Annotated in this window: 18 protein-coding genes; 4 read left to right on the top strand and 14 right to left on the bottom strand. The window is 48.9% G+C overall.

From position 1 onward, the window contains the following. Positions 1–251: 251 nt before the first annotated feature. Positions 252–2,093 (top strand): aldehyde ferredoxin oxidoreductase family protein, encoded by a 1,842-nt coding sequence (locus D1B31_RS13510; protein ID WP_118921315.1) that lies wholly within the window; start codon positions 252–254, stop codon positions 2,091–2,093. A 681-nt stretch (positions 2,094–2,774) separates the two neighbouring features. On the opposite strand, the gene D1B31_RS13505 is transcribed toward D1B31_RS13510, so the two are convergent. The 9 genes from D1B31_RS13505 to D1B31_RS13460 form a co-directional block, all read right to left on the bottom strand. After that, on the bottom strand, positions 2,775–3,707 hold the full coding sequence (locus D1B31_RS13505) for a nucleoside hydrolase (protein ID WP_118921314.1): 933 nt from the start codon (positions 3,705–3,707) through the stop codon (positions 2,775–2,777). Next, positions 3,708–4,670: a nucleoside hydrolase gene (locus D1B31_RS13500; protein ID WP_118921313.1), complete on the bottom strand. Its 963-nt coding sequence runs from the start codon at positions 4,668–4,670 to the stop codon at positions 3,708–3,710. Positions 4,671–4,866: 196 nt separating this feature from the next. Beyond that, the gene (locus tag D1B31_RS13495; RefSeq protein WP_118921312.1) at positions 4,867–5,139 is read right to left on the bottom strand and encodes a MoaD-like domain-containing protein; all 273 of its coding nucleotides are present in this window, start codon (positions 5,137–5,139) and stop codon (positions 4,867–4,869) included. Between the two features lie 3 nt (positions 5,140–5,142). After that, positions 5,143–5,415 (bottom strand): ubiquitin-like small modifier protein 1, encoded by a 273-nt coding sequence (locus D1B31_RS13490; RefSeq protein ID WP_118921311.1) that lies wholly within the window; start codon positions 5,413–5,415, stop codon positions 5,143–5,145. A gap of 462 nt (positions 5,416–5,877) precedes the next feature. Next, positions 5,878–6,630: a glycerophosphodiester phosphodiesterase gene (locus tag D1B31_RS13485; RefSeq protein WP_240035264.1), complete on the bottom strand. Its 753-nt coding sequence runs from the start codon at positions 6,628–6,630 to the stop codon at positions 5,878–5,880. Then, entirely contained in the window at positions 6,631–7,590 is a 960-nt protein-coding gene (gene msrA / locus D1B31_RS13480; protein ID WP_118921309.1) for a peptide-methionine (S)-S-oxide reductase MsrA, read from the bottom strand. Between the two features lie 178 nt (positions 7,591–7,768). Next, the gene (locus D1B31_RS13475) at positions 7,769–8,314 is read right to left on the bottom strand and encodes a TVP38/TMEM64 family protein (RefSeq protein ID WP_118921308.1); all 546 of its coding nucleotides are present in this window, start codon (positions 8,312–8,314) and stop codon (positions 7,769–7,771) included. Positions 8,315–8,747: 433 nt separating this feature from the next. Continuing rightward, on the bottom strand, positions 8,748–10,058 hold the full coding sequence (locus tag D1B31_RS13465; RefSeq protein WP_118921503.1) for an alkaline phosphatase: 1,311 nt from the start codon (positions 10,056–10,058) through the stop codon (positions 8,748–8,750). A 332-nt stretch (positions 10,059–10,390) separates the two neighbouring features. Further along, positions 10,391–11,710, bottom strand: coding sequence for an alkaline phosphatase (locus D1B31_RS13460; RefSeq protein WP_420846108.1), 1,320 nt, complete (start codon positions 11,708–11,710; stop codon positions 10,391–10,393). A 158-nt stretch (positions 11,711–11,868) separates the two neighbouring features. On the opposite strand from D1B31_RS13460, the gene D1B31_RS13455 reads away from it, so the two are divergent. Beyond that, positions 11,869–13,008: a zinc-dependent alcohol dehydrogenase gene (locus D1B31_RS13455; protein ID WP_118921306.1), complete on the top strand. Its 1,140-nt coding sequence runs from the start codon at positions 11,869–11,871 to the stop codon at positions 13,006–13,008. A gap of 258 nt (positions 13,009–13,266) precedes the next feature. Further along, positions 13,267–14,718, top strand: coding sequence for a sensor domain-containing diguanylate cyclase (locus D1B31_RS13450; protein WP_158587540.1), 1,452 nt, complete (start codon positions 13,267–13,269; stop codon positions 14,716–14,718). A 104-nt stretch (positions 14,719–14,822) separates the two neighbouring features. On the opposite strand, the gene D1B31_RS13445 is transcribed toward D1B31_RS13450, so the two are convergent. Next, a complete protein-coding gene (locus D1B31_RS13445; protein ID WP_118921304.1) occupies positions 14,823–16,187 on the bottom strand; it encodes a YheC/YheD family endospore coat-associated protein in 1,365 nt (454 codons plus the stop codon). Continuing rightward, entirely contained in the window at positions 16,177–17,445 is a 1,269-nt protein-coding gene (locus D1B31_RS13440; protein WP_118921303.1) for a YheC/YheD family protein, read from the bottom strand. Before D1B31_RS13440 ends, D1B31_RS13445 begins: the two co-directional genes overlap by 11 nt. A gap of 51 nt (positions 17,446–17,496) precedes the next feature. Between D1B31_RS13440 and D1B31_RS13435 the strand changes: the two genes are divergently transcribed. Then, a complete protein-coding gene (locus tag D1B31_RS13435; RefSeq protein ID WP_142922589.1) occupies positions 17,497–17,787 on the top strand; it encodes a hypothetical protein in 291 nt (96 codons plus the stop codon). Positions 17,788–17,801: 14 nt separating this feature from the next. Here the strand turns inward: D1B31_RS13435 and D1B31_RS13430 are convergent, their stop codons facing one another. From D1B31_RS13430 to D1B31_RS13410, 3 genes are all read right to left on the bottom strand, one after another. Continuing rightward, entirely contained in the window at positions 17,802–18,956 is a 1,155-nt protein-coding gene (locus tag D1B31_RS13430; RefSeq protein WP_118921301.1) for a cation:proton antiporter, read from the bottom strand. Between the two features lie 282 nt (positions 18,957–19,238). After that, positions 19,239–22,316 carry an efflux RND transporter permease subunit gene (locus D1B31_RS13425; protein WP_118921300.1) on the bottom strand — a complete coding sequence of 1,026 codons (3,078 nt, stop codon included), beginning with the start codon at positions 22,314–22,316 and terminating at the stop codon, positions 19,239–19,241. Between the two features lie 871 nt (positions 22,317–23,187). Then, positions 23,188–24,723, bottom strand: coding sequence for a YndJ family transporter (locus D1B31_RS13410; protein ID WP_240035273.1), 1,536 nt, complete (start codon positions 24,721–24,723; stop codon positions 23,188–23,190). Positions 24,724–25,475 lie beyond the last annotated feature (752 nt).

Genomic DNA, 25,475 nt, shown 5'->3' with positions numbered 1-25,475 from the left:
AAAAGATTTAAAATTGTTTAAAATAAAAGGAGGAATTTATACCCATTAACTAGAATAGTTTTAAGGTACAGTTTTTTTGCCAAGGGAGGGGTCTGTCCTTTTCCCTATGCAAAAGAAAAACGGGCAGTCCGCTTTAAGGGAAGCGGGACAACCGGTTTTTCTCTATAGCAGCCTGGCTGTCCGCTCTTAAGGGAGAGTGGGTACCCGGTTTTCTTTATCTTACCAATTTTATGTAAGGGGGCATCAATCCGATGAATCTTGGCGGCTTCAAAAACAATGAAGTAGTAGTTGATCTGACTAACGGCACAGTGGAGTACAGGGGCATTGAGGAAGAAAACGTGCGGAAGTATATCGGCGGGCGCGGCCTGGGCGTGAAATACGTCCTGGACAATGGGCCTGAAGTGGAACCGCTTTCCGAGGAAAACATTCTTTGCATTATGACCGGTCCGGTCACCGGATCCCGTTCCTCAATGAGCGGACGGCTGGCTGTTGTCACGAAATCCCCGCTGACCGGAACTGTGACAGACTCCCATATGGGCGGCTGGACTGCTGCGCGCCTAAAGTGGGCCGGTGTGGACAACGTGATTATCAAAGGGAAAAGCGACAGACCTGTTTATCTTTACATCGAGGATGGCAAGGCGGAAATCCGCGATGCATCTGCCGAATGGGGCACGAGCACACGGGCTACCGTTAGAGCAATGAAGGACCGGTATGGCGCGGAGGATCTGAGTGTCATGGCAATCGGCCAGGCTGGGGAAAACCTTGTCCGCTATTCATCCTTCATCAATGAGCATGACCGTTCCGCAGGGCGCGGAGGAACGGCGGCTGTCGCTGGTTTCAAAAAACTGAAGGCCATCGTCATTAAAGCGGAGCAAAAAGGCAATATGCCGCAGCCAGCTTTGGCGGACGATTATAAAGAAGCAAACAAAAAAGCGGTCAAAGCCATCCTTGAAGGCGGGCTGACTGCACCGAACAAAGGCGGACTCTCTGTTTACGGCACAAACGTCCTGACGAACCTGATCAACGAGGTCGGCGCCTTGCCAACGAAGAACGCCCAATTCACGAACTGGGACGAGGCTGAGCTGCATAGCGGCGAGTACGTCAATGAGCATTTGCTTGTGGCGAACAATACGTGCCACGCCTGTCCTGTCGCCTGCAAAATTGAGGTTGAAGTCAAAGACGGCAAATATAAGACACGGGTTGAAAGCTTCGAATTCGAGTCCGCCTGGGCGCTTGGCGCAAACAGCGGGCTGAGCAACTCCGAAGCGATCGCCTACTTGATCGATTCGTGCAACGAGTACGGCATCGATACGATCGAACTCGGCAACGCGTTCTCAGTGACAATGGAAGCATACGAAAAAGGCATTGTCGACGAGAAGCTTGACTGGGGCGACGCAGACAAGATGATTGAAATGACAAGGAAAATCGCCCACCGCGAAGGGTTCGGGGGTGTCCTTGCGGAAGGGCCGGCCCGCGCATCCGCCATGTGGGGAGCGCCTGAGCTGTCGATGTCCGTCAAAGGCCAATCTATCCCAGCATACGACCCGCGCGGCATCCAGGGAATCGGCCTCGGCTATGCGACGAGTAACCGCGGTGCCTGCCACCTGCGCGGCTACACCGTTGCATCCGAAATCGCCGGCATTCCAGAACCGACCGACCGTCTGCAGCCTGAAGGAAAGGGCGAGCTCCTGAAAATATTCCAGGACCTTCTCTCCTTCTCTGATTCAATGAATATTTGTAAATTCTCATCCTTCTCCGAAAACGCCGAGAACTATGCGGAACAGTACAGCGCCATGACCGGCATCCCAATGACAGCCGATGACGTCATGCTCGCTGGAGAACGGATTTATAACCTGGAGCGCTACTACAACAACCTCGCCGGCTTCAACAAACGCGAGGACGACTACCTGCCGAAGCGCTTCACTGAAGAACCAGCAACAGGCAACAGCGCGGGCTCCGTCAGCCGCATGGACATCATGCTCGACGAATACTACAACGTCCGCGGCTGGAAAAACGGCGTCGTCCCAGAAGAAAAACTAAGAGAACTCGGCATCCTCCCAGCCGCCGCAGAACCAGGCAGCCAACTCGTCTAAGAGTGAAGCATGGGGACGGTTCCAGCGCTTCATTCGGGAGCCGAAATACTCGTAATCCGAGCCTATTCCAGTGTTCGTGAGCAGAGGATGCAAGAAAAATAGATTTAATAACGGGGGCTTCTGCACAGTTGTGCGGAGGCCTTTTCATCTTCGAATGCAATTCTGAAAAATGCGCTCGAATTGGTGTAAGCTGTGTGGCTCTTGGGAAATATACAATTTTGTGAAAATCGAGATATGATCGAATCCCGCAATAATTAATCGAATCTTTAAGGTAATTAATCAACCTATTTGTCTCTGTGACCCGAGCGACTGCCAATTATGGAATTCGGGCTTAGAGTGGCTCTCTCTACGACCGTAGCATCGAAAAAAAGCGAATTCGGGTTTAGAGAACACACCTCTACGACCGTAGCATCGAAAAAGTTCAAGGACGGGCTTAGAGAACCCATCTCTACGACTGAAACAGCTAAAAATTTAAAAAACGGGCTTAGAGAACTCGAGATCAATTTTGCACAAAAAAAGAACTGCCCCATCTCAAATCGGTGGGGCAGTTCCGCTGCAAAGCTCTTATACATATTAACGCTATACCGCTGTACAACATTAACAACCGCAACAGCTTCCGTCGGAAACCCTTCGCATAAGCCGCCGGTCAAGCGTGCTAACCTAAAAACCAGTTCCCGTCAATCACACAACCACGCTCAAAAAGTGCTCCAAAAACCCTTCCTCATCGACTTCCAAAGCAACATCAACATTCGGGGGATTTGCCGGGATGCTCCGCAAATCCGGAATGGTCCTGCCGACGGAGTGGATGCCTTCGCAGTCGACCTGGATGTGCATCGGCACAGTTTTGATAAAGCGGGGATTAATGACCGCGCCAATCGCGAGCGGATCGTGGAGCGCACAACCACCGATGCCCGGATAAAATCTCAAATAGGAATCCATATAAAAGCCGACAATATGAGCCATGAAATCGCCAAGCGGCGTCTGTTTCGCCTTCCAGACTGCAAGCTGTTCACGCGGAAGCAACGTTTGCATCGTGACATCAAGACCGACCATGGTGATTGGCAGCCCGGAACGGAATACATATTCAGCCGCTTCAGGGTCCGTGTAAATATTCGCCTCCGCTGCCGGTGTAACGTTGCCTGAAACAGTAGCAGCGCCGCCCATGATGACAACGCGTTCGACTTTCTCAACAATCGAAGGCTCCCTCATCACAGCGAGCGCCAAGTTTGTCATGCTGCCAACACAGACAAGCGTGATTTCCTCCGGATGCTTCAGGATCATCTCCACCATGTACTCAGCCGCATGTTTCCCGGAAGGCTCCATTTTTGGCAAAGGGAGCGAATGGTTGCCCATCGCGTCCTCCCCATGGACAAACGTCGCCTTCTGCTTCAATGGCGGTCTGAAAAGCGGCGTCGCGGCACCAGGGGAAACCGGGATATCCTCGCGGCCGAGCAATTCGAGGAGTTGAAGCGTATTGCGTGTTGCTTCATCCAAAGAGGTATTTCCGAAGCAAGTCGTAATTCCAACGAGATCAATGTCTTTCGAGCGCGCGGCATACGCAATCGCCATCGCATCATCAATCCCCGTATCAACATCAAGAATGACTTTCTTCATTTAAATAACCTCCCTTTTCTTGCCAGTTATGATTTGCAAAAATCCCCCCATAAAGCGGTCTGCGTCGACATCAACACAGACGTTTGCGTTCGGTATAACCGTATCCCGCCCACGCAGGTCTGCAATCGTCGCACCTGAAGAAAGCTCGCCTTTCGTTTCAATCACGACATTCATCGGTTCAGTTTTAACAATGTCCGGATGCAGCGCAACCGCAACAGCAAGTGGGTCGTGAAGCGGGCTGCCATTAATTCCATGCATCTTTTTATAAGCGGCGATCCTGAAACGGAGCATTTCAGCGATTGCGTCGATGAGAGCCTCGTTCGTATCATCCTTTTGGCTGACCATCCATTCCACGTCTTCAGCGGTCATTTGCGTTTGCATCGTGACATCGAGCCCGACCATTGTTAGCGGAAAGCCTGCCTCGAAGACAAAACTGGCCGCTTCTGGATCGCCGGCGATATTCGCTTCGGACACCGGGGTGACATTCCCCGGTACCGTGACCGCGCCGCCCATGATGACGACTTCTTTTACCTTTTGAGGAAGCGCCGGGTCTTTTGCTAGTGCTTCAGCGAGATTGGTCAGGCGCCCAACGAAGATGAGTGAGATTTCACCAGGTTCTTCATTCGCTGCCCGGACAATAAAATCGGATGCCCGTTCTTCCCTGGCTTTTTCTTTTGGCAAAGGAAGGGAAACATTGCCGATTCCATTTTCACCGTGAACATGGACGACAGGGCCCGTCCATTCCCTAAGAAGTGGTTTGGCCGCGCCGGCGTAGACCGGCACCTGCGATGCGCCCGCGAGTTCGGCGATTTGGAGTGTGTTCAGTGTTGCCTGGTCGACGTCGACATTTCCGAAACCTGTCGTTAGCCCTTTTACTTCAACATTCGGATGCTTCAACAGATAAAGGATAGCGAGTGCGTCATCAATGCCTGTATCGATATCCAAGATTACTTTTTTTGTCACTTTTCACACCTGCTTTTTCACTAGTTGTAATGTTTAAAATTCTTTTCTAGCATACCGTAAAACGCTTTATTCGCAAAATGTAAATCCAGGGATCTCCCGAAAAGAAGCGTTCTCGGAATTGGCCACTTTTGAAATTTTGGGACAAAAAAATCCAGGCTTTGAATTCCAGCCCGGATTTAATGCTCGGCACCCAGTTTCAGCCGCCGATCCTTGTCGTTTTGTATCGGTAGTTTTTGAGAAGACTGGCGAGCTCTTCTTCTGTTTTCGCCACAAAACGGATATGTACCGCATTGACCTTGAAGGTTTTTGTAAAGGATATTTCTTTTTCAGACAGGATTTCCGCGCTCCACTGTTCGCCTTCGTATCGAATGGGCAGCTCGTTCGTCTTCCGGATGCCGCCCAGCTCTTCGAAGTACGTTTCAAGGTGGCTGAGCCGGATTCCGCGGAATTCAAGGATCGTTTCTGTCATCGGTCAGCCACCCGCAACCGGCGGGAAAAGCGCGAACTGATCGGTTTCATCGACCTCTGTCTCAAGGTCATTCAAGTGGACGATATTCTTGCCGTTAATATACACATGGACAAAGTCTTTCAGCGTCCGTTCCGCCGTAAAAATTTCCTCTTCTATCGCCGGAAACATATCGACCATCTTTTCCAGCACGTCGATCACCCGGTTCCCATCCGGCTTCACTTCAACCGTAACGCCCCCGCAAATCACGCGAAGATTGGCAAACACCTTTACCTGCATGGAAAACTCCCCCTTTTTACCCCCAACTTAAGGATTCGATTGGTTCAGCTAACCATAAGCAGGGAATGGCATCTACTTATGGAAGATTCACTTTACCTTCCATCTTAAGGGAAACTTTCAGAATTGTCACTTAGGGTAATTTGTTCATAGGAATAATAGAGTGAGGATGTCCCGGCTAGTAGGATTTTACTAGTGAATCAGCACAGTATTATCGGGAGATACCTAGTAAGCCCCCAGCAACTACCTAGTCTATTTTTGCAAAAAACACCAACGTAACTAGCCAGCCTCTGAGGTTGACTACATGCTTCTAGTCATCTCATCACACTTATTCACTACGAAAAACCCTTTTATAGTCCCTAATTACTACACAGTAACTATGGAAAAACCACCAATATTCACTAGCTATCTGGACCTAACCAACGAAAAAAAGGAGCCCCCCTCAGGGGAGGCCCTCTAAGAACTTTACTCTCTCTTTCCATCCCTGATTGCAAGCGCAAGCTCCGGATAATCGGTCATAATGGTATCAACGCCAGCCCTAAAGAGATTCCGCATATCCTTTTCCTTGTTCACAGTAAAAACCCTGATAGGAAATCCATGTGCCGGCGCCTCCCTGGCCATTTCCGAATAGGCAACCGAAAGATGGACGTGAAGCGCGGATGCGCCGACGGATTTTGCATAATTCCACGGTTGATATAAAAGTTCCATAAAGAGGATGGCCGTCCGCATATTTGGATTCAGCTCACGGATTTTTTTCACACTGTAATGATTAAAGGATGAAATGACCGTGTTTTCCAAGTACCCATGCCGGCCGATCGTTTCCAGGACCTTTTTCTCGATTCCTTCATACGGGATGACATCGCTCTTGATTTCCACATTAAGCTTGATGCCGGTTCCCTTCAGCAACTCAAGAACTTCGTCTAGCGTCGGTATGGTGGCGCCAGCGAATTCCCATGAAAGCCATGAACCCGCGTCAAGGCTTTTCAGCTCTGCAAGTGTCATCTGTCCCACCTTGCCAGAGCCATTTGTCGTCCGGTCGACTTTTTCATCATGGATGATGACCAATTCGCCATCCTTTGATAAATGGACATCCAGCTCAATCCCGTCCGCCCCGACCCTGATCGCCTCCCGGAACGCTTCAAGCGTATTTTCGGGATGTGTCCCTTTGCTGCCGCGGTGGGCGAATATAAGTGTTTTCCCCTTTTGCACTTCGGTCACCTACTTTTCAAAAAGTGACAAAAATTCCCCATACCCTTCTTCTTCAAGCTTTTCCTTCGGTACAAAACGGAGCGCCGCCGAGTTGATGCAATAGCGCGCGCGGTCGGGTCCGGGACCGTCGTCGAACACGTGGCCCAGATGGGAGTCAGCCGTTTTTGACCGGACCTCAATCCGCCTCATTCCGAACGAAGTATCAAGTTTTTCCTCGATTTCATTCCTTCTTATCGGCTGTGTAAAGCTCGGCCAGCCGCAGCCTGCATCGTATTTATCAGTCGAGCTGAACAGCGGCTCACCCGAAACAATGTCAACATAAATACCATCTTCCTCATGGTCCCAAAACTCATTCTGAAACGGCGGCTCGGTTGCATCGTTCTGTGTGACCTCATATTGCATCGGCGTCAGCTCGCTGCGCAGCTCCTCAGCGCTCTTTTTCTTCTTCCAATTCTCACGGATAAAACGCGCGCGTCCTGAGCCTTCCTTGTACATATTGTAGTGCCATGCATTCTTTTTGTAATAATGCTGGTGGTTCTCCTCAGCGCGGTAAAACGGTTTTGCCGGAAGGATTTCCGTCACGATCGGCTTGCTGAAACGGCCGCTTTCCGCGAGTGCTTGCTTCGACTCTTCCGCAAGCCTGCGCTGCTCCTCGTTATGGTAAAAAATCGCCGTCCGGTACGATGAACCCCTGTCACCGAACTGGCCGCCCGGGTCGGTCGGGTCGATTTGCTGCCAGAATAGCTCTAGCAGTTTTTTGTATGGAAAAACAGCCGGATCGAACGTAATCTGGACCGCCTCATAATGCCCGGTCGTATCCGAACAAACTTCCTCATACGTCGGATTCTCCGTATGGCCGCCCGTATAGCCGGAAACGACCTCTTTGATGCCAGGCTGCTCATCGAACGGCTGCACCATGCACCAGAAACAGCCCCCCGCAAACGTCGCACGTTCAAATTGTTCAGACATGAATGCTCCTCCTTCTATCTTATGGCAGCGCACTCCTTTTCAAGGCGCCTTTTTTGCAAAAGTTTTCTTAGAACTTTGGAAATGTATTTTTACAAGACACTGCTTTGGTCGGATTTTTGCAAATAAACTCTTAAAAATTCACTAGTTTTTCTTATCTCAGACTAGAGTTTTGCAAAAGTTACGTCCTTCTATTCTTGATGCCAAGATACATAATGATAATTGAAAAAATAATTAAGATTAGTTTGCCCTGAACCGTCCACTGTGTAACCTGGTAAACGGAATAAGCCTCAATGAGGAGGGCAGGAATTTTGCCAATCGTACTTGCGGCAATAAAGGTGGAAGCTCCGACAGAGCCGATCGCTGCAGCAAATGTAACCAAGCCGGACGGGACAAAAGGCAAAATGCGCAGGCCAATAATCATTAGGAAGGCATCCTTCCCGCGCGCAGTGAGCAACGTTTGGATCCAGCGTTTAGCAGGCAGCTGCTTTTCCGCCCAGCGTTTAAACCCTTTTCGGTAAAGGAAAAACGAAACAGCGGCACCAGCCGCTTCGCCGATCGCAGAAATCGCCGTCCCGCCTACCGGACCGAATACTACAATATTCGCCGCCGTCAAAAACACACTCGGCACCACGCCAAGGATGCTAATCCCGATATTCAGCAGGATGCTGATGAGCACCGCTGCTTCCCGGTAATTTTGAAAAAGCCCAACAACCCACTCCTGCATCACTTTACCCCATTAAATGAACTTGAATGCATCCTGCGGTAGTAAACCAGAATGAATTCGGATGCTTCCGGTGGCGGAAAATCGCCCGCCGGTAAGCCAAGTATACCTAAAAATGGGGGTGGAATGAAAAGAAATGGATTGAACAGGGTGGGGTTCTTGGCGCCTTTTCAAACGAAAATATATGCGAAAGGTAACCAAGATTGGTTCTTGATGCCTTTTCAAACGAAAAACTTAGCGAAAAGTAACCAAGACGGGGTCTTGGTGCCTTTTCAAACGAAAAACTTAGCGAAAAGTAACCAAGAGTAGTTCTTGGTGCCCTTTCAACCGAATTTTTTTGCAAAAAGTCACCAACAAATCCATTCGCTAACGAAAAACTTATTCCAGCCACACCAAAAAAGACACCGCTCCCTACGAGCGGTGCCTCCCTCCAAAATCATTTCCCATCAAACTTAATTTTCATCGCTTTTGCCATCAATACCGGCAGGTCTGTGTTCTCGTGCAGGCCATGGAACAAGTCAGAGCCTGGTCCGAATGCATAGAGCGGAACGTCCACCCCGGTATGGACGGTGCTTGTCCAGCCGACGCGGGCGCGTTCGGAAACGATTTCGTTAATCGCCATGTCCGGTTTGGAAGCAGTCTGAACCGTTTTGATTTCGGCGTCAGTCAAGTCAAGCCCCGTGTACTCCTTCACGACCGCTTTCACGTTGCTGCGGCTAGCATCAAGCTTGGTAACCATGTAATCTCCTGTCGCGGTTACGTTGCGTAGAATTTCAACATTGGCATCATACACGCCGTAGCCGCCGACGGACATGCCGCCAGTATCATGATCGCCAGCAACGACGACAAGTGTATGCCCGTCTTTTTTGGCAAAAGCAAGTGCCTTAGCGAGCGCTTCTTCAAACGCTGCGATATCGTTCATTGCCCAGGCTGCGTCATGGTCGTGTCCTGCCCAGTCAATTTGGCTGCCTTCGACCATGAGGAAAAATCCATCCTTATCCTTTTTCAACACATTGATGGCCGTATCCGTCATTTCTGCCAGTGTTGGCTCTTTCGTCTCGTCCCTGTCCAGAGAAGGGGCAAGAGCATCATCGGCGAACAGGCCGATTAGCTTATTCGATTTAGCGGCACCCTTAAGTTCGTCACGGCTTGAAATATAGCGGTAACCATCCTTTTTTGCATTGGCAATCAGCGAATCCGGGAAGTATTTTTTCCCGCCGCCAAGAATGACATCAACACCGTTTTCCAGCAGCTGGGGAGCAATTGAAGCTTCATCCGCGCGGGAAGCGACATGGGAAGCAAAAACAGCAGGTGTGGCATGAGTAATGGTTGAGGTCGCGACCAACCCGGTCGACTTCCCTTTTTCCTCCACCGTTTCAAGAATGGTTTTCAGTTCCTTCCCATCCGGGGAGGTGCTAATCATTCCGTTATTCGTTTTTACACCTGTAGCCATTGCAGTGCCGGCTGCGGCCGAATCTGTTACTTCAGAATCCGCCGAATATGTACGATGCATGCCGACGAGGATTTCGTCCATTTGGCTTTCCTTACCTTTAAACCAGCGATAGTTGGTTGCATAGGACGCGGAAAACCCGTCCGGTATAAGGAAGATGACGTTCTTTACTTTTCCGTGATTGTGATTGTAAGTCGAGCCGGCTTCTGCATGGGTGCCTGAAAAATAGGTGCCCGCAAAAGTCCCAATTGCCATTGCCGCGACTGCGGCCACCGCCAAAATTCTTTTCTTTAACATCTTCATTTTGTGAAAATCCCCTCCTGTTTTGTCATACGAACTCATTATAAGTAATACGTATTAAGTTCTTGTTAAAGTAGGGTTAACATTCCGTTAATGGTGGAAACAGGAAGAAACTCCTGCTCTATTTCGACAAATTGCTTCTTAAGGCTCAGATGATTTTGGCGAAATTTCAGCCGGTATCGAGCGTCGGTTTACTTTTGGCTTTGGCTTTCGTTATCACCTTCCGTTGGTACGATTCAGTCAAACTTTTTTTCCGTTAAATAATCAAATCCATCCCGTCATTCTAACAAAGACACCGCCCCCACCAGGGCGGTGCCTCCCATCCAGATTTATTTCCCATCAAACTTGATTTTCGTCGCTTTTGCCATCAGTACCGGCAGGTCGGTGTTCTCGTGCAAGCCGCGGAACAGGTCGGAGCCTGGGCCGTATGCATAGAGCGGAATGTCTACGCCAGTATGCACCTTGCTCGTCCAGCCGATGCGGGCGCGTTCGGAGACGATTTTGTTTATCGCCATGTCTGGTTTCGAAGCGGCTCGCACTTTTCCCACTTCATCATCGGTCAGGTCAAGGCCGGTATACTTCTTCACAACGGCTTTCACATTGCTCCGCCTAGCGTTAAGCTTTGTGACCATGTAATCGCCTGTTGCGGTTACGTTTCGAAGAATTTCGACATTAGCTTCATACAGATCGTAACCGCCGACGGACATGCCGCCAGTATCATGGTCGCCAGCAACGACGACAAGTGTATGCCTGTCTTTTTTGGCAAAAGAAAGTGCCTTTACGAGTGCTTCTTCAAACGCGGCAACATCGTTCATTGCCCAGGCTGCGTCATTGTCGTGGCCAGCCCAGTCAATTTGGCTGCCTTCGACCATGAGGAAAAATCCTTCCTTATTCTTTTGCAAAATATTGATGGCTGTTTCCGTCATTTCTGCTAGTGTTGGCTGATTCGTTTCGGCCCTGTCAAGTGAAGGGGCAAGGGCATCATCCGCAAAGAGGCCGAGCAACTTATTCGATTTGGCGGCACCCTTCAGCAGTTCATCACGGCTTGAAATATAATGGTAGCCACCTTTTTTTGCCTTGGTAATGAGCTGGGCCGGGAAGTATTTTTTCCCTCCGCCAAGCAGGACATCGACGCCGTTTTCAAGCAGTTGAGGCGCGATCAACGCCTCATTCGTACGGGAAGCGACGTGGGAAGCGAATACAGCGGGCGTGGCATAGGTAATCGTTGTTGTGGCGATTAACCCGGTGGCCTTCCCTTTTTCCTCCACCGTTTCAAGGATTGATTTCAATTTCTTGCCATCCGGCGACATGCTAATCATCCCGTTATTCGTTTTTACACCAGTGGCCATCGCAGTGCCTGCGGCTGCTGAATCTGTCACTTTAGTATCCGCCGAGTATGTACGGTGCATGCCCACAAGGATTTCGTCCATCTTGCTTTTCTTTCCTTTGAACCAGCGATAGTTGGTTCCGTAGGAAGCGGAAAATCCGTCCGGTATGAGAAAAATGACGTTTTTCACTTTTCCGTGATTGTCATTGTAGGTTGAATCCGCTTCGGCATTTGGGCCAGTAAAATATGAAACAGCAAGAGTCCCTAAAACTATTGCCGCTACCGCAGCCATCATCAAAGCTTTTTTCTTCAACGTTTTCATTTGTTGAAAATCACCTCCTGTTTTTTAGTATGAGCTAAATGAAGATACGTATTAATTTCGGGTAATAGGCCGCTCTCTTTCATTTTGCCGCCAAAATACATATCCCATTAATTTTGCGGGTATAGTTGGAAAGGAATCTTTTTTGGAGGTGGGTGTGTATGAGGGCTGTTACGTTTCAGGGGGCGAAGGATATTCAGGTGAAAAAGGTGGATGCTCCGCGGATTGAAAAGGATGATGATATTATTGTCCGGATTACGTCGACGGCAATTTGCGGATCTGATCTTCATATTTATCTTGGGGCGATGCCGACGCGTCCGGGTTATGTGATTGGGCATGAGCCGATGGGGATTGTTGAAGAGGTTGGCCCCGCAGTGACGAAGGTGAAGAAGGGTGACCGGGTTGTCATTCCGTTTAACGTCTCGTGCGGGGAGTGTTTCTTTTGCCAGCATGAGATGGAGAGCCAGTGCGACAATTCGAATCCGAATCCGCTTCTCGATACGGGCGGTTTCCTAGGATTTACGGAAAGGTATGGCGATTACCCGGGTGGACAGGCGGAGTACTTGCGGGTGCCTTACGGAAACTTCATGCCGTTTGTCATTCCCGAGTCATGTGAGCTGGAGGATGAGGCGGTGCTTTTCCTGTCGGATGTACTTCCGACAGCTTATTGGAGTGTCGAGAATGCCGGGGTAAAAGCTGGCGATACGGTGATTGTGCTCGGCTGCGGGCCGGTTGGGCTAATGGCGCAAAAGTTCGCCTGGATGAAAGGTGCTGAGCGCGTTATCGCCGTTGACCACGTCCCGTACCGTTTAATGAAGGCAAAACAGATGAACAAAGCGGAGATCTGCAATTTCGAAGACCATGATGATACCGGAAAATTCCTGCGCGAGCTAACAAATGGCGGAGCAGAGGTTGTGATTGACTGCGTCGGGATTGACGGGAAAAAGTCCGCATTAGAGAAGATTGGGCAGAAGCTGCATCTGCAGGGCGGAACGATTAGCGCAATCGAGATTGCCATGAATGCAGCCAGGAAATTCGGCACCATTCAGCTGACAGGCATTTATGCCGCCCTTTTCAACGCATTCCCGCTCGGCCATATTTGGGAACGGAACCTGACTCTCAAAATGGGCCAAGCGCCCGTCATCCACTACATGCCGCTTCTGTTTGACAAAATTGTCAGCGGCCAGTTTGACCCGACCGAAATCGTGACACATAAAATGCCGTTGGATGATGCGGCAAAGGCATACCAGATGTTCAACGATTTCGAAGACGATGTTGTAAAGGTTGTTCTGAAACCATAACCTTTCTTCCTACATCCCCTCATTGTTTTGGATGAGGGGATTTTTTGATTAAAAAATCCCATTTAACATATCGCGGCAATGTTACTTGAAAGTTAGGCATCGGAACCGTCCCGCTGCTTCTTTCGACACCCGAATGAAGCATTAGAACCGTCCCCTGCTTCACTGAAATTTTTAGTTGTTTTGCTGTTTGTTTGTGCTGGTTTTTTTGTTATCTGTGGTAGAATGGGAGGAGGATTATGGGTTAAGGGAACGATGTGGATGGGACCGTTTGCTGTTTCTTTTTTTGGTTCTGATATAAAGGATGGGAATGTGAGACTGGATTTCCGCCGCTATGCGGACGGGCTTGTTTTTGGGCGGCTTAAACTGGTTTCCCTGTTTCTGGTGTTAGCTTATCCACTATTTTTCTTCGTGGACCTTTTTCTTTTAAGGGATTTGGTCAGAATCGAGTATAGAATCAACTTGTTTATAATCCACACGTCTTGTTTCATCGTTTCGGCGATTTTTTTATACTTGCAAAAACGAGTCGACAAACTGCCGAAGAGGGCCATCAATTATACATATATTTCTGTTTATTTGCTTATCGGTGCGATTGCAACCCTGAACAGCCAATTGGTAACAGGGACAATTGCGGCATATTTAATCGTCCTGATCGCATCAGCAGCTACCTTCCCTATCAGGCCGCTTCACTATTTTATAATGGTTGCCGCAGTCCACGGCTTCTTTGTGATTGGCCTGTCGATTATTTTGGAAAATTCCTTTTTAGTTTTGACAAAGCAACTCAATGCTACCGGCGCTGCTGTGATTTCCTTATTGATCTGCTATAGTTTTTACAGTTTCCAAAAACAAAACTTCATCCATGAACACCGACTTAGGAGCAAGGAAGAAAGCTTCCGAAGGCTGTTCAGCATGAATCCGTCACCGCTCATCTTAGCGAATTTTGAAGACAATAAAATTATTTTAATGAACAGGCAGGCTACCGACTATTTTCAGACGGGTGATAAACCGATTTCCATGCTTAACACATCATTCATTTTTCCGAGCCCCGCGGAGCGTCTGACTGTCCTGAAGCAGCTTCAAGACAATGAAAGCGTTCAAAATTTCATCATGGCGTACGAGGATTCACGCTGGGCGGTGCTCAACTTCGAGCGGGTGGAGTATATGGAAGAGCCATGCATGTTAATCGGCGTCTCCGATATCACGGCATTTAAAAAGAAAGAAGAAGAACTTCACAGACACGCCTCCTTGGACGCACTGACTGGCATCATGAACCGGAGATGCGGAATCGAGATTCTTGAGCAGCTTGTCGCATCATCGGAAGGCCGGGCATTCACCCTTTGTTTTGTAGATATTAATGACCTGAAAATGGTCAATGATTTGTATGGCCATGCTGTTGGCGACGAAATGATTAAGCTGATTTGTACTGCCATCTCTGGCAAAATTAGCGCCGACGATGTTTTCTTTAGGCTTGGCGGGGATGAATTTGTGATTCTCTTTATGCAAAAGAACCTTGAGGAAGCCCGCAACGTTCTCGATTCGATTACTGTCGAACTGGAATTGATGAACGTCGATATGCAAAATGACTACCAGCTTTCGGCAAGCTATGGACTTTACCATTATCAGCCGGGCAGTCAGGCAACAGCCGACGAATTAATCGAGTTGGCCGACAAGGAAATGTACAAAGAAAAATCAGTCAAACCTATCTCCAGATAAAAAACTATACATGTTCAAGCCCTGTGTCCAAAGCGGAGCACAGGGCTTTTTGAAGGTTTTTAAGATGCTGCGAGGCTGGAAAACAGCCGCCCTCTTTTATTTTTCTACCCTTTCATGCCCCCGGCAGCTTGCAATGCAGCGGCGTAGCGAAACGGCGACTCACAAATCTTCAAGTAATTTTTTCGGCTAAGTGTTTTAAAGCCGTTAAAGGACGGCCTCGTATTCGCCTCAATAAACCAAAGCTTCCCGTTGACATCGAGGCATAAATCAAGGCCAAATTCGGCAAAGCCGTTTTCAGCTTTATCCATGGCCCGGCAGAACTTTTGGCAAAAATCGAGCAGTTCCTTCTTGAATTTCCGGATGCTATATTTATTCCCGTACATAAGCTTGAGCGCTGTATTAATGCGCAGCGCCCTGCCCCCGGTTGAAATGTTCGTCACGATATGGTCAGGAGCGGCGAGGCGGATTTCAATCCCATGGCACCGCCATTTTTTATCAGCGCCCTTCTGCATGACAACGCGTATGTCCCATGAGCTTCCGTTTATTTTCTTCATCTCGAGATGTTGCTGGACGATGTACTTTTTTGCAAAAAAATAATCCTTTTCCAAAAACTCTTCCAACAAATAAGTCGGGATTTCCATCATTAGCGGGAGGTGGCCCTTCCGATCTTGGTTCAAGGCGATCCGCACGATTCCCGGGTTGATTTCTTCAATGACCATGATGCCGCGTCCGCGCGATAGATCTGCCGGTTTCAGGATGACTTTGCGATGTTTCCGGAGGAACAATAGGAGGGTTTCTATCGTCAACAACGCGGTATCCGGTAAGCATTCCGCAAGCCTCGCATCATTTTGCAAAAGCATATGCATATCATATTTATCAATCTTTTTTGGATTAAATACCTTGATCCCATGGCCTACGGCAAATTGAGTCACCTCTTCATCCCCGTTCAGGAAACTCCTCCGATAAATCACATCCGGAAACGGAAACATCCCGTATTCCCATTTATTTTGCAAAAAATCAAACGCCAGCCCATAAATCTGTTCCCGCTCCCAGTCAATTGATGAGCATTTAAAGCCGTAAATGAGCCCGCCTATTTCCGGGTAAACGCCCATAGCGTCCGAACATTCCGCCATCAGCTGGTCGTTATAAAAATAATGCTGCTCGCCAAGCAGCATCGCGATGACCGGGCCGAACCTGAACTGATTTTCTGCTAGTTTGCTAAGCTTGAAGGTCATTCCTTCCGGCAAAAGCAGCCCCCCCATCAACGAGGGGGAGCAGTACAAAGGGACAGGATTTCTGAAGTCGCTCCCGTCCCCGTCCTCCTCCTCCGGGATGCCGGCCAATTTTACTTCCATGCTCCTCCTGCCAAAATGCAGCCTGCCCCGGCTGACACTTCCACCGGACAGAAGTGCGCCCGGAATAAGGGCAGCCGCCCCGCTTTCTGCTAAATTCCTAATCTTAATCCACATGGCTGACAGCTTCCCGCTCAATCAATCCGCTCATATATAAGAGGAGATTCGCCAGATAGCTTTGGCCCCGTTCGCTTTTTGAAAGTGGAAGGATGAGTGTGCCATTCTGTTCGGCTCCGCCTACGAAATACAGGTAAGGCGAACCATCTTGGTTGATATAAAAATCAAGAAACGCGGTGCCAAGGTTCGGCACAAAGTGGCCTAAATAGGTGATGCATGTTAAAGCGCAATCTGTGACTTTAAGGCTGACTTCCTTATTTTCATTTCCTGTCGCTCTGTCAAAGTGGCTGGCCGTATTATAAAAAGCAAAGCTGCCAGAAGTTTTTGCTATCATATTGACAATGTCCCAATGCTGCCGGTCGTTTTTCTGAACATAAACTCTCACAGTAGCGGGCTCGTTTTCAAAATGAAGACAGTCTTGGCCATCGATAAGATAGCCGGTTCTCGTGCCGATTTTCTTTTGCAAATCATCAAAGAGGTTCTCCCCATCAGACAGCATCTTCCGGTTTTCTTCACTAATGACCCATTCGTTTTCGCGCAATTTTTCGGCTGTAATCAGCTGGGTGTCCCCCGCAGGTCGATCCGGCAGCAAATATAAAAGCCTTGATTTGGCAGCGAATTCTTGGAGGTTTTGCTTATTGAACAAATGAAAAGCAGGCAAAAACTTATCAGCGCCTGGGAGTGAAGAAACCATTTCGAGTAAATGCAGCTGTCTGAACCGGTTGACAGGATTCACAATCTGGATCGTCGCTGACTTTTGCAGCGCCCGGATTTTCCGGACACTCGCCGGTTTTGTATGGACAGCCAGGTTGTAAATCGTTCCGGGGATGTGCGTTAGCGCCTCCGTCTGGACTTCGCCGTTTTCGATGAGGATGCCCTTAATGATGTTGTTTTCCAGATCCATTTCACTAATCGGAAAGATGACGACCGCGACCCGCTCGACGAGTGTAAGCGCCACAACCTCCTCGATCAACGCTGGCAAAATTCCGGCATGCCTTTTTGAATGGTAAATCATCCCGTATGTCACCTTTTGCAGCTGTTTATAATGGCCATAAAACGCTTCCAGCCTCTTTAGCAGGAGTTTGTTTTCCTCGAGATTCGGCAGGAAGTGGTTCAGCTGGCCTTTAAACTGCTCAGGCAAATTCTCCATCTCAAGTAATTTTGCAAAAAGCATCTCCTCTTCAAGGGTAAGCTTAAGCTTTTTTTCGTTATTCACATAAAGTAAATGGACAAGATGAAAAAGATTATGATCAATCACAAAACCCCTCCTCCTCAGACCGCTCATCCGCAAAATGGTTCCATATAGTATATGCACGGAATACAAGGGTTCATGACAGATGTGGCCGCGGGAGGGCGGAATGATTCGCGTTTCCCTGTGGAAGGAAGAAAGGATGAAATTAAACAAGCACCTGCCGGCTGGAATGCTGGCGGGTGCTTGTTTTTGATATTATTTCTTGTCCAATTCGGCGGGGGTACCGGCGAATATTCTTTATTTACCGGCCAATTTGGTGGGTTTATCGGCCAAATCTGGAAGTTTACCGGCCAATTTTCTCTGCCTATCGGCCAAATCCCGACGCTAATCGGCCAATCGCTAAACTAGCAACCCCTGCCTAATTAAACCGTTGCAGATCCCGCTTTTTTGTCGCCCCGGTTGAAGAAAATTTTCATCATTGGAGGCGTGACAATCGTTGTAATCAGGATGACGACAACGAGAGCGGCAAATAAATCCTGGGCCAAAAGCTTTGTATTCAGCCCAATCGCGGCAATGATCAATGCTACTTCGCCACGGGAAACCATCGCAGAGCCAATCCCGAGGGAGCTGTTCCAGCCAAAGCCGGACAGTTTCGCGCCAAGCCCGGCACCAACCAATTTTGTCAAAACAGCCAGAATGGTCAGGACGGTAATCATCCAGAGATGGCCCTTAAGGCCGCCGAAGTCGGCAGAAACCCCGATGGATGTAAAAAAGATCGGGACGAAAATTGAATAACTGATTGTTTCAACCTTGTCATGAACTTCATCCTTGAAGTTTGTTACACTGATTGCAATTCCGGCAATGTATGCACCGATAATCGCCGCCACTCCTGTATATTCAGCAAGATACGCAAACACAAAACAAATGATAAGGGCAGCGGTAATGACCGTTTGCGATACTTTAAGCGACTCGAACCTCCGCATGAAGACCGGGACGATCTTCCAGCCGACAAGAATGGCACCTGCAAAGAACAATACTTTTTTCAAAATCATCGTGGTGAGATTGACATCTCCTCCAGCAAAGCTCATTAAAAAGGCGAGGGCAATAATGACAACGACATCGTCAATGACTGCCGCCCCCATGATTGTCATCCCTTCACGTGTCTGAAGCTGGTTCAGCTCCTTTAACGCCTGTACGGAAATACTTACACTCGTTGCCGACAGAAGCAGGCCGAGGAACCATGATTCAAACGAATTCAGGCCGAACATGCCACCGATAAAATATCCTCCGACGAGCGGCAGGATAATTCCGCCAAAGCCGACGAGAGTAGCGGCAATGCCGGACTTTTTGAAATCTTGAAGATCCGTCTCAAGCCCGGCGATGAACATGAGCAAGATTACACCAATTGTACTTAACTCGGTCAAAGTGGCTGATTCAGTCACAAGCCCAAGAACGGATGGACCGAGGATGATTCCGACCAGCAGCTTTCCAAGGACGGAAGGCTGTCCAAATCGTACACTCAGGCTCCCAGCCACTTTTGACGCAATTAAAATAATTGCCAGTTGCAAAATTAACATACTATTCCATCCCTTTCCCTTACAATCGTAGTTAGCGTGTCCTTTTTTGCCATATTCTTATGGCAATCGTTCATTTTTTGTCTGCAGCAGGGAATCCCCCTTATGCCTCCATCCCCCCTGAATGCAAAAAGAGCCTCCACCAAATGGGCATACTTCTCCCAGGGTGACAGGCTCCTCCAAAAACGAATTATTTTTTTATCCTCTTCCTTTATACCATAACTTTAAAACTATTTCACTATTTTTTTATTTCCTTTTTTCATTTATCTGAATTGGCAATCAAATCTAAACCGGTTTCGATGTAATGATGATGCCTTTTAATGGTTTTTCGACTGTTGCTTTTTCGCCAGCAGGGCTTTCGTCAGCCTGTGTTTTCGGCTTCGGATGAAACAGGCTGTACAGCACTGGCACGATAAAGAGCGTCAGCAGTGTAGATGTTGCCAGCCCGCCAATGACAACGACGGCCATGGATGAAGAGACAATTCCGGCATGGCTGGAAATCGCCATCGGCAGGAGGGCGCCGACTGTGGCAATCGCGGTCATCAGGATCGGCCTGATCCGGATGACGCCCGCTTCAAGCAACGCCTCTCTAGCCACGAGCCCCTGCTTCTCAAATTGCTTGACCTTGTCGACGAGAACGATCGCGTTTGTGACAACTATGCCGTTCAGCATCAGCAGCCCGATCATCGCCGGCATCCCGATTGGCTCCTTCACAATATACAAGCCAACCAGTGCGCCAATCAACGAAAATGGAATCGAAAACAGGATAACAAACGGCGCTTTCCCTTCACCGAAGGCAATGACCATGACAAGGTAAACGAGGAGGATGCTAACTCCAATCGCAAGCGCCATGTTCTTAAACCCTTCCTCCATCATCGCCGAAGCGCCTTCCTTGTAATAATGGACACTACCCGGCAAATCCAAGCCCGCAATCGCTTCATCGGCTTTTTTCGCAATATCGCCCGTTTTGCTGTCGGTAATCTGGGCAAAAACCATCACATACTCATTCTGGTTCAAATGGGTAATCACCATCCGGTTGCTCGCACGCTTCAATGTGCCAATTTCCTTCAGCTTCACCGGCATTCCCATCATATTGGTGATTTGCTGTTCGCCCAAATCATCGAGCGAAGAAATCTCATTCATCTTCAAGCCAAGTCTGACATCCGTTTTCGTATCCTCCATCGACATGGTTGTCACAACATCACCGTTAATCAGTTCGCGCAGGCTCTTTCCAACCATTGCCGGCATCAGCCCATTTTCAGCGAGCTTCTTTTCATCCAGATCGATTTGAATTTCCGGCTCATCCCCTTCAAGCGAGGATTGGACGTCAGCCATGCCGTCTATTCCTTTTAGCTCTTTCACAATCTCTTTGCTTGCCGACTTGATGTCTTCAAAATTTGACCCATTCACAACTAAGGTGTATTGAGACTGTCCGCCGCCCGCTAAACCGCCGATTCCGGTAACGGATATTTCTTTTGCCACAGACAGCCTCGAGAATTGCGCACGCAGGTCTTTCAAAAACTGGTCGGCATCTTCAACTGAATTTTTTATTTCAAACATAATCGACGCATTTCTGAATTGTCCGTTCACACTCGTGCTAACCAGCTTCACTTCTTCTTTTGCCAGCAAAATGTCTTCGACCACACTCGCTGCCTCACTTGTTTTTTCAGCTGACGCGCCTTTTTCCATCGTAATATTCACATCAAAATTGGTCACCCGCTCCTGCGGCAGGAAAGTCGTCCCGAGTTTTGGCGCAATCAACGCAACTGTGCCTGCAAGGACCGCAATGGAAACGATGAGCGTCAGTGCCCGGCGGCTCAGGACCCATGACAAGGTGGAACGGTACACTCTTTGGATTAGCCCTTCTTTATACTCCCTCGGCGTCAGCTTCAGGAGGAACATTTTTGACATAAGCGGCACGACCGTAATCGCGACAATGAGTGAAAACAGTAATGAAATGACAATCGTCCAAGCAAGCGGCGCGAAGAATTTCCCGATGACCCCAGGGACGAAAGCCATTGGCAAAAATACAGCGACCGTCGTAATCGTCGACGACGTAATCGCCTTGGCGACCTCCCTCGTTGCTTCTTCAACTAGCCCATCGTTCCGCTCTTTTGAGGCGCGGACTCTTCTAAACACATTTTCAATGACAACAATCGAGTCATCGACGACCCGGCCGACCGCAACAGCAATTCCGGCAAGCGTCATGATATTCAGCGTATAGCCAAGCATGTTCAAAACCGTAAAGGATGCGAAAATCGACAGCGGGATTGAGATGATCGCAATAAGCGTCGAGCGTATATTCCTCAGGAAAAGGAATGTAACAATGACCGCCATCAACGACCCGAGCAGCGCTTCGCGAAGCATCGCGTAAACCGAATCCTTAATTTCGATTGACTGGTCCCTGAGCACTTCCATTTTCACGCTTGCCGGGAGCTCTGCCTTTTTCATTTCTTCCCTGGCTTTTTCAACGATCGAAACTACGTTGGCACCGCCTTCCGCGACAATGCCGACGCGAACGCCTTCCTTCCCATTAATCCTCGTAAAATCGCTCTTGCTTTCACTGTCATAGCTAATGTCAGCAACCTCGCCGAGTTTTACCTGTTCCAATGCCTGCGCACCCGGCACAAAAAGTGTCACTTCTTTCACGTCTTCCAGCGATGTTAATTCCTTGCTGACCCGTACTGGCAGCGTGTTTCCGGAAAGATCAATGTCCCCTGTCGGAATCGCCATATGATTGGCTGAAATCGCCGTCTTCACCTGATCGAGCGTGATGCCGCGTTTCTTCATCTCTTCCGGCAACAGACGGATGTTGACGCTCTTCTCATCAATGCCGCCGGTTAACACTTTACTGACACCGTCTATCATCTCAAGCCTTGGAATCAGCCTCTCTTTCACAACTTTCTGGACATCAGCATGCCCGTCGCCCGCATAAGCACCGATTGCAAAGATGGTCGGGTCAGGCTCAGGCCCTTGCAAAATGAACTCCGGCTTCTTCGCCGTATCGGGCAGCGCTATTTTATCAACCGCCGCCTTTGCCAGCTGTTCGGCATCCTTCATATCAACAGCCATATCAATCTCCATTGTCGAGTAAAAAACATTGGCCGCCGCATCGGTATAGATATTTTTAACCCCTTCAAGATTCATCAATTCCCGTTCAACCGGCTCGCCAATCTCCTTCATCACCTGCTCCGGCGAAGCGCCCGGATACGGGATGACAACCGTCAAATACGGAATATCCACATTCGGATACTTCTCGACATTGATTTCTTTCAGAGAAAAGATCCCCCCTGCCAATATCAGCCCCATCATCAAAAACAGCGCAACACCATTCCTCATACTGAATTGAATCACTTTTTTCATCTTTTCATTCTCCCATTCCTTTTATTCTCCAGAGGAACCCCCTGGAATTAGCTCCTCTTTATGGTAATTTGTTTACCAATTTAAGGATTGGTGCTATGGAATGAAATTCCTCTAAGACTTGAGGCGGAGGAGGAATGGGCAAAATGAAACGGGGGTACGACCAGATTCCGGCCCTTTTGGGACAGAGAAACCTAGTTTGAATAATTTATTGTCGCGTATCCGCCCCTTTCGCGACAGAGAAACCATGTTTTGACGGCGGGCTGTCCCGATTCCAGTGCTTTTGGGACAGCGAAGCCACTTTTTGACTGCGGCTGTCTCGTATAGGAATTTTTTGCGATAATAACGGCTATTTTTAATGGTTTGTTGTTGGAAATCCGGCCTTTTTGCGAAAAAGAAGCCGCTTTTTTAGGGGTTGCGGTGGATAACACCTCCTGGACCTGTCATGCACACCCAAAAAGCGGAGGGTTTCTGCTCCGCATCAATGATTCGTCCAGATTCGAAGGAGATTCGTCCAGATTTGAGGTGGATTCGTCCGGAACCCAATGGGATTCAGCCGAATCGGGTACTCATTCGTCCGAGCTCGGACTATTCGTCCGGATTGGGTGGTGATTCGTCTGAATTGAATGAGCATTCGTCCGGATTCAAAGGGCATTCGTCCAAATCCCGAATCCATTCGTCCAAGAGGCACAGGTTGGCGGCTGACGATGTGCGGGACCCCCCCGAAAGGCATTCCTTTGACAACGTCCCTTGCCCATCTGAATCTGCAAGTAACACTTCGATCATTTAAAGGCTTTTTCGACAGCTATTAATTATGAAGGCAGGCGCGCAGGCGCTCGCTTCTTTTACTCTTTTTTACTGGCAAGACTTTTTTTTACATACTCTTCCTTGAAGTTATGGCTGTCTGCTTTGGCCTGATGATATAATCCAACTCTAGGACCCGTACACCAAACAAGTATGAGGCGTGGTACGCTTTTATGCACCCGTCTTCCGTCCAGACGTCAATTGTTTCATTAATAGGGATACGGAAGCATTTTTGCCAAAGGGTCAGGTAGACGCCGTTATGGTCCGCCCTCTTTTCCTCTGAAAAGGAGGTAAGAGTCACCCCTTCTTCCCCGTAATGCGAAATCCTCAGAACGCTCGTCATGCCGCCGAAGGGCAGTGGGAAGAACACATTGTAAAACCGTTCCCCGACAGCATTCACATGCGTCGAATAAGCGGCAACATAGATCGCTTTTCGGGTTCGTTTGTCGCTGCGCACCCAGGCTCGTACATTCTCGCGGCTGTCCTTCCGGTCGACGAGTTTAACCATTTGGCTGTCAATCTCTGTATGGAACTCTTCCTCCAAGATAGGAAAGTTCATTTGTTCCATTACGATTGATAGTTTTTTATAAAGGCGCGCGACGGGATAGAAAAACCGCCTCCAGCGCGGCTGGACGTCCATATCATAGCCAATCGTGTTTATGTAGAAATCCGCGATACGGGGGCTAATTTTGCCAGGGGAAAAATCACTTCTTGCAAAATCGGCCATGGAATCGACCATGCCTGCCGGGTGCGTAGCTGTGTTCGCAACAAAGGCATTGCGACTGAAAAAGTCCGTGCCAATTCTTCCTTGTCCCGCAATGGCCGAAAAAGGAATTGCCGCCAGTGGAAAGTGGCTTTCCGGCTTTAGCTGTGAGTAACCCACAAGTCCGAAGCCAGTGAATAAAAGGGCGTTCACGAGCCAATGGAAATAGACCATGAACGGTATGTCGACCAGCCTGAGCGCATAGAGCGCGGAAAGCAGCATCGTAAAAAGCAATGCAACCGAAGACAGCATGACGGATACTTTCTTTGTCTTGAAGGAATACAAGCAATATGTATAGAGCGCTGCGGCAAATAAAAGGACTGCCGCTATTTCGATGGCTCTCGAGTAGGTGATGCCGATTGCCACCGCTAATGGCGAAAGAATAAATATTAGCATGGCCGCTTTATATACCCGCGGAATCCCGTGATTGTCCTTCAGCCACCTGCCGAGCAGGCCGGAAAACAAGAGGCCAAACAGGCTTGAATAATGGAAATGGATGGCTGTCAGAAGGGCGAGCATGCCTGTAAAGCCGAACAGATTCCATTCATGCTGATAAACGGTGAACCAAATGCCGCCGATGGGCAGATAAATCATCGAAAAGTCAATCAGGCTTTCCTCAAGATAAAAACCGCCTCTTTCAAAAAAACGAAGCGCACCGTACACGCCAATCAACAGGCAATAACCGAGCCAGGCAAATGACAGGGCCGAAATGAAAAATGAAGCAACCGCTGCAGCCGCGAACAGGGGGTGGCTTTTTTTGAGCAAAAGGAAGAACCGGCTCCGGTCTCCTACGAGGCGGAAATAGATCGGCAGATATATGGCAATTGACAGACAAAGAATCACTTTCAAAAAAGTGAGAGTATCCAATATGTTTGTTCTCCCTTCTATGGTGTGGCACTTACGTTAACTAATTCTTTATTGCTTGGTGAATTCCTCTACTGCTTTGAAAATTAGACTACAATTATCTGCGTTGGATCTTCGGGAAATCCAGGGCTTAGTGACCGAACAGCGGCTGGCGGACGGGCCTTCGGGCGCTAAATGAGGGCTTAGTGACCGAACGGCGGCTGGCGGAATGGCCTTCGGGCGCTAAACGAGGACTTAGCGACCGAACGGCGGCTGGCGGAATGGCCTTCGGGCGCTAAACGAGGACTTAGCGACCGAACGGCGGCTGGCGGAATGGCCTTCGGGCGCTAAACGAGGACTTAGCGACCGAACGGCGGCTGGCGGACGGGCCTTCGGGCGCTAAACGAGGACTTAGCGACCGAACGGCGGCTAGCGGAATGGCCTTCGGGCGCTAAACGAGGACTTAGCGACCGAACGGCGGCTGGCGGACGGGCCTTCGGTTAATAAAGGCACACTTAGTAATTGAAGAACCACCGGAAACATGGCCTTCGATTAATAAAGACACACTTAGTAATCGAAGGATCACCGGAAACATGGCCTTCAATTAATAAAGGCACACTTAGTAATCGAAGGACCACCGGAAACAAGGCCTTCGATTATTAAAGGTATGCTTAGCGACCGAACAGCAATTAGCGGACCGGCCCTCGGGCTCTAAAGGCGTTTTTAGAATGTTCGATAAGGAAGTTCGTTAA

The organism is Neobacillus notoginsengisoli (assembly GCF_003515685.1).
Classification (GTDB): Bacteria; Bacillota; Bacilli; order Bacillales; family Cytobacillaceae; genus Bacillus_D; species Bacillus_D notoginsengisoli.
This window is presented reverse-complemented; position numbering and strand designations above follow the sequence as displayed.

What these genes read in the sequence shown, in the direction of transcription:
- D1B31_RS13435 (WP_142922589.1), top strand. Translation starts at nt 17,497, where the DNA reads ATGCACGGAATACAAGGGTTCATGACAGATGTGGCCGCGGGAGGGCGG.
- D1B31_RS13475 (WP_118921308.1), bottom strand. Translation starts at nt 8,314, where the DNA reads ATGCAGGAGTGGGTTGTTGGGCTTTTTCAAAATTACCGGGAAGCAGCG.
- D1B31_RS13430 (WP_118921301.1), bottom strand. Translation starts at nt 18,956, where the DNA reads ATGTTAATTTTGCAACTGGCAATTATTTTAATTGCGTCAAAAGTGGCT.
- msrA (WP_118921309.1), bottom strand. Translation starts at nt 7,590, where the DNA reads ATGTCTGAACAATTTGAACGTGCGACGTTTGCGGGGGGCTGTTTCTGG.
- D1B31_RS13495 (WP_118921312.1), bottom strand. Translation starts at nt 5,139, where the DNA reads ATGACAGAAACGATCCTTGAATTCCGCGGAATCCGGCTCAGCCACCTT.
- D1B31_RS13460 (WP_420846108.1), bottom strand. Translation starts at nt 11,710, where the DNA reads ATGAAAACGTTGAAGAAAAAAGCTTTGATGATGGCTGCGGTAGCGGCA.
- D1B31_RS13445 (WP_118921304.1), bottom strand. Translation starts at nt 16,187, where the DNA reads ATGTGGATTAAGATTAGGAATTTAGCAGAAAGCGGGGCGGCTGCCCTT.
- D1B31_RS13490 (WP_118921311.1), bottom strand. Translation starts at nt 5,415, where the DNA reads ATGCAGGTAAAGGTGTTTGCCAATCTTCGCGTGATTTGCGGGGGCGTT.
- D1B31_RS13505 (WP_118921314.1), bottom strand. Translation starts at nt 3,707, where the DNA reads ATGAAGAAAGTCATTCTTGATGTTGATACGGGGATTGATGATGCGATG.
- D1B31_RS13510 (WP_118921315.1), top strand. Translation starts at nt 252, where the DNA reads ATGAATCTTGGCGGCTTCAAAAACAATGAAGTAGTAGTTGATCTGACT.
- D1B31_RS13425 (WP_118921300.1), bottom strand. Translation starts at nt 22,316, where the DNA reads ATGAAAAAAGTGATTCAATTCAGTATGAGGAATGGTGTTGCGCTGTTT.
- D1B31_RS13465 (WP_118921503.1), bottom strand. Translation starts at nt 10,058, where the DNA reads ATGTTAAAGAAAAGAATTTTGGCGGTGGCCGCAGTCGCGGCAATGGCA.
- D1B31_RS13450 (WP_158587540.1), top strand. Translation starts at nt 13,267, where the DNA reads ATGGGACCGTTTGCTGTTTCTTTTTTTGGTTCTGATATAAAGGATGGG.
- D1B31_RS13455 (WP_118921306.1), top strand. Translation starts at nt 11,869, where the DNA reads ATGAGGGCTGTTACGTTTCAGGGGGCGAAGGATATTCAGGTGAAAAAG.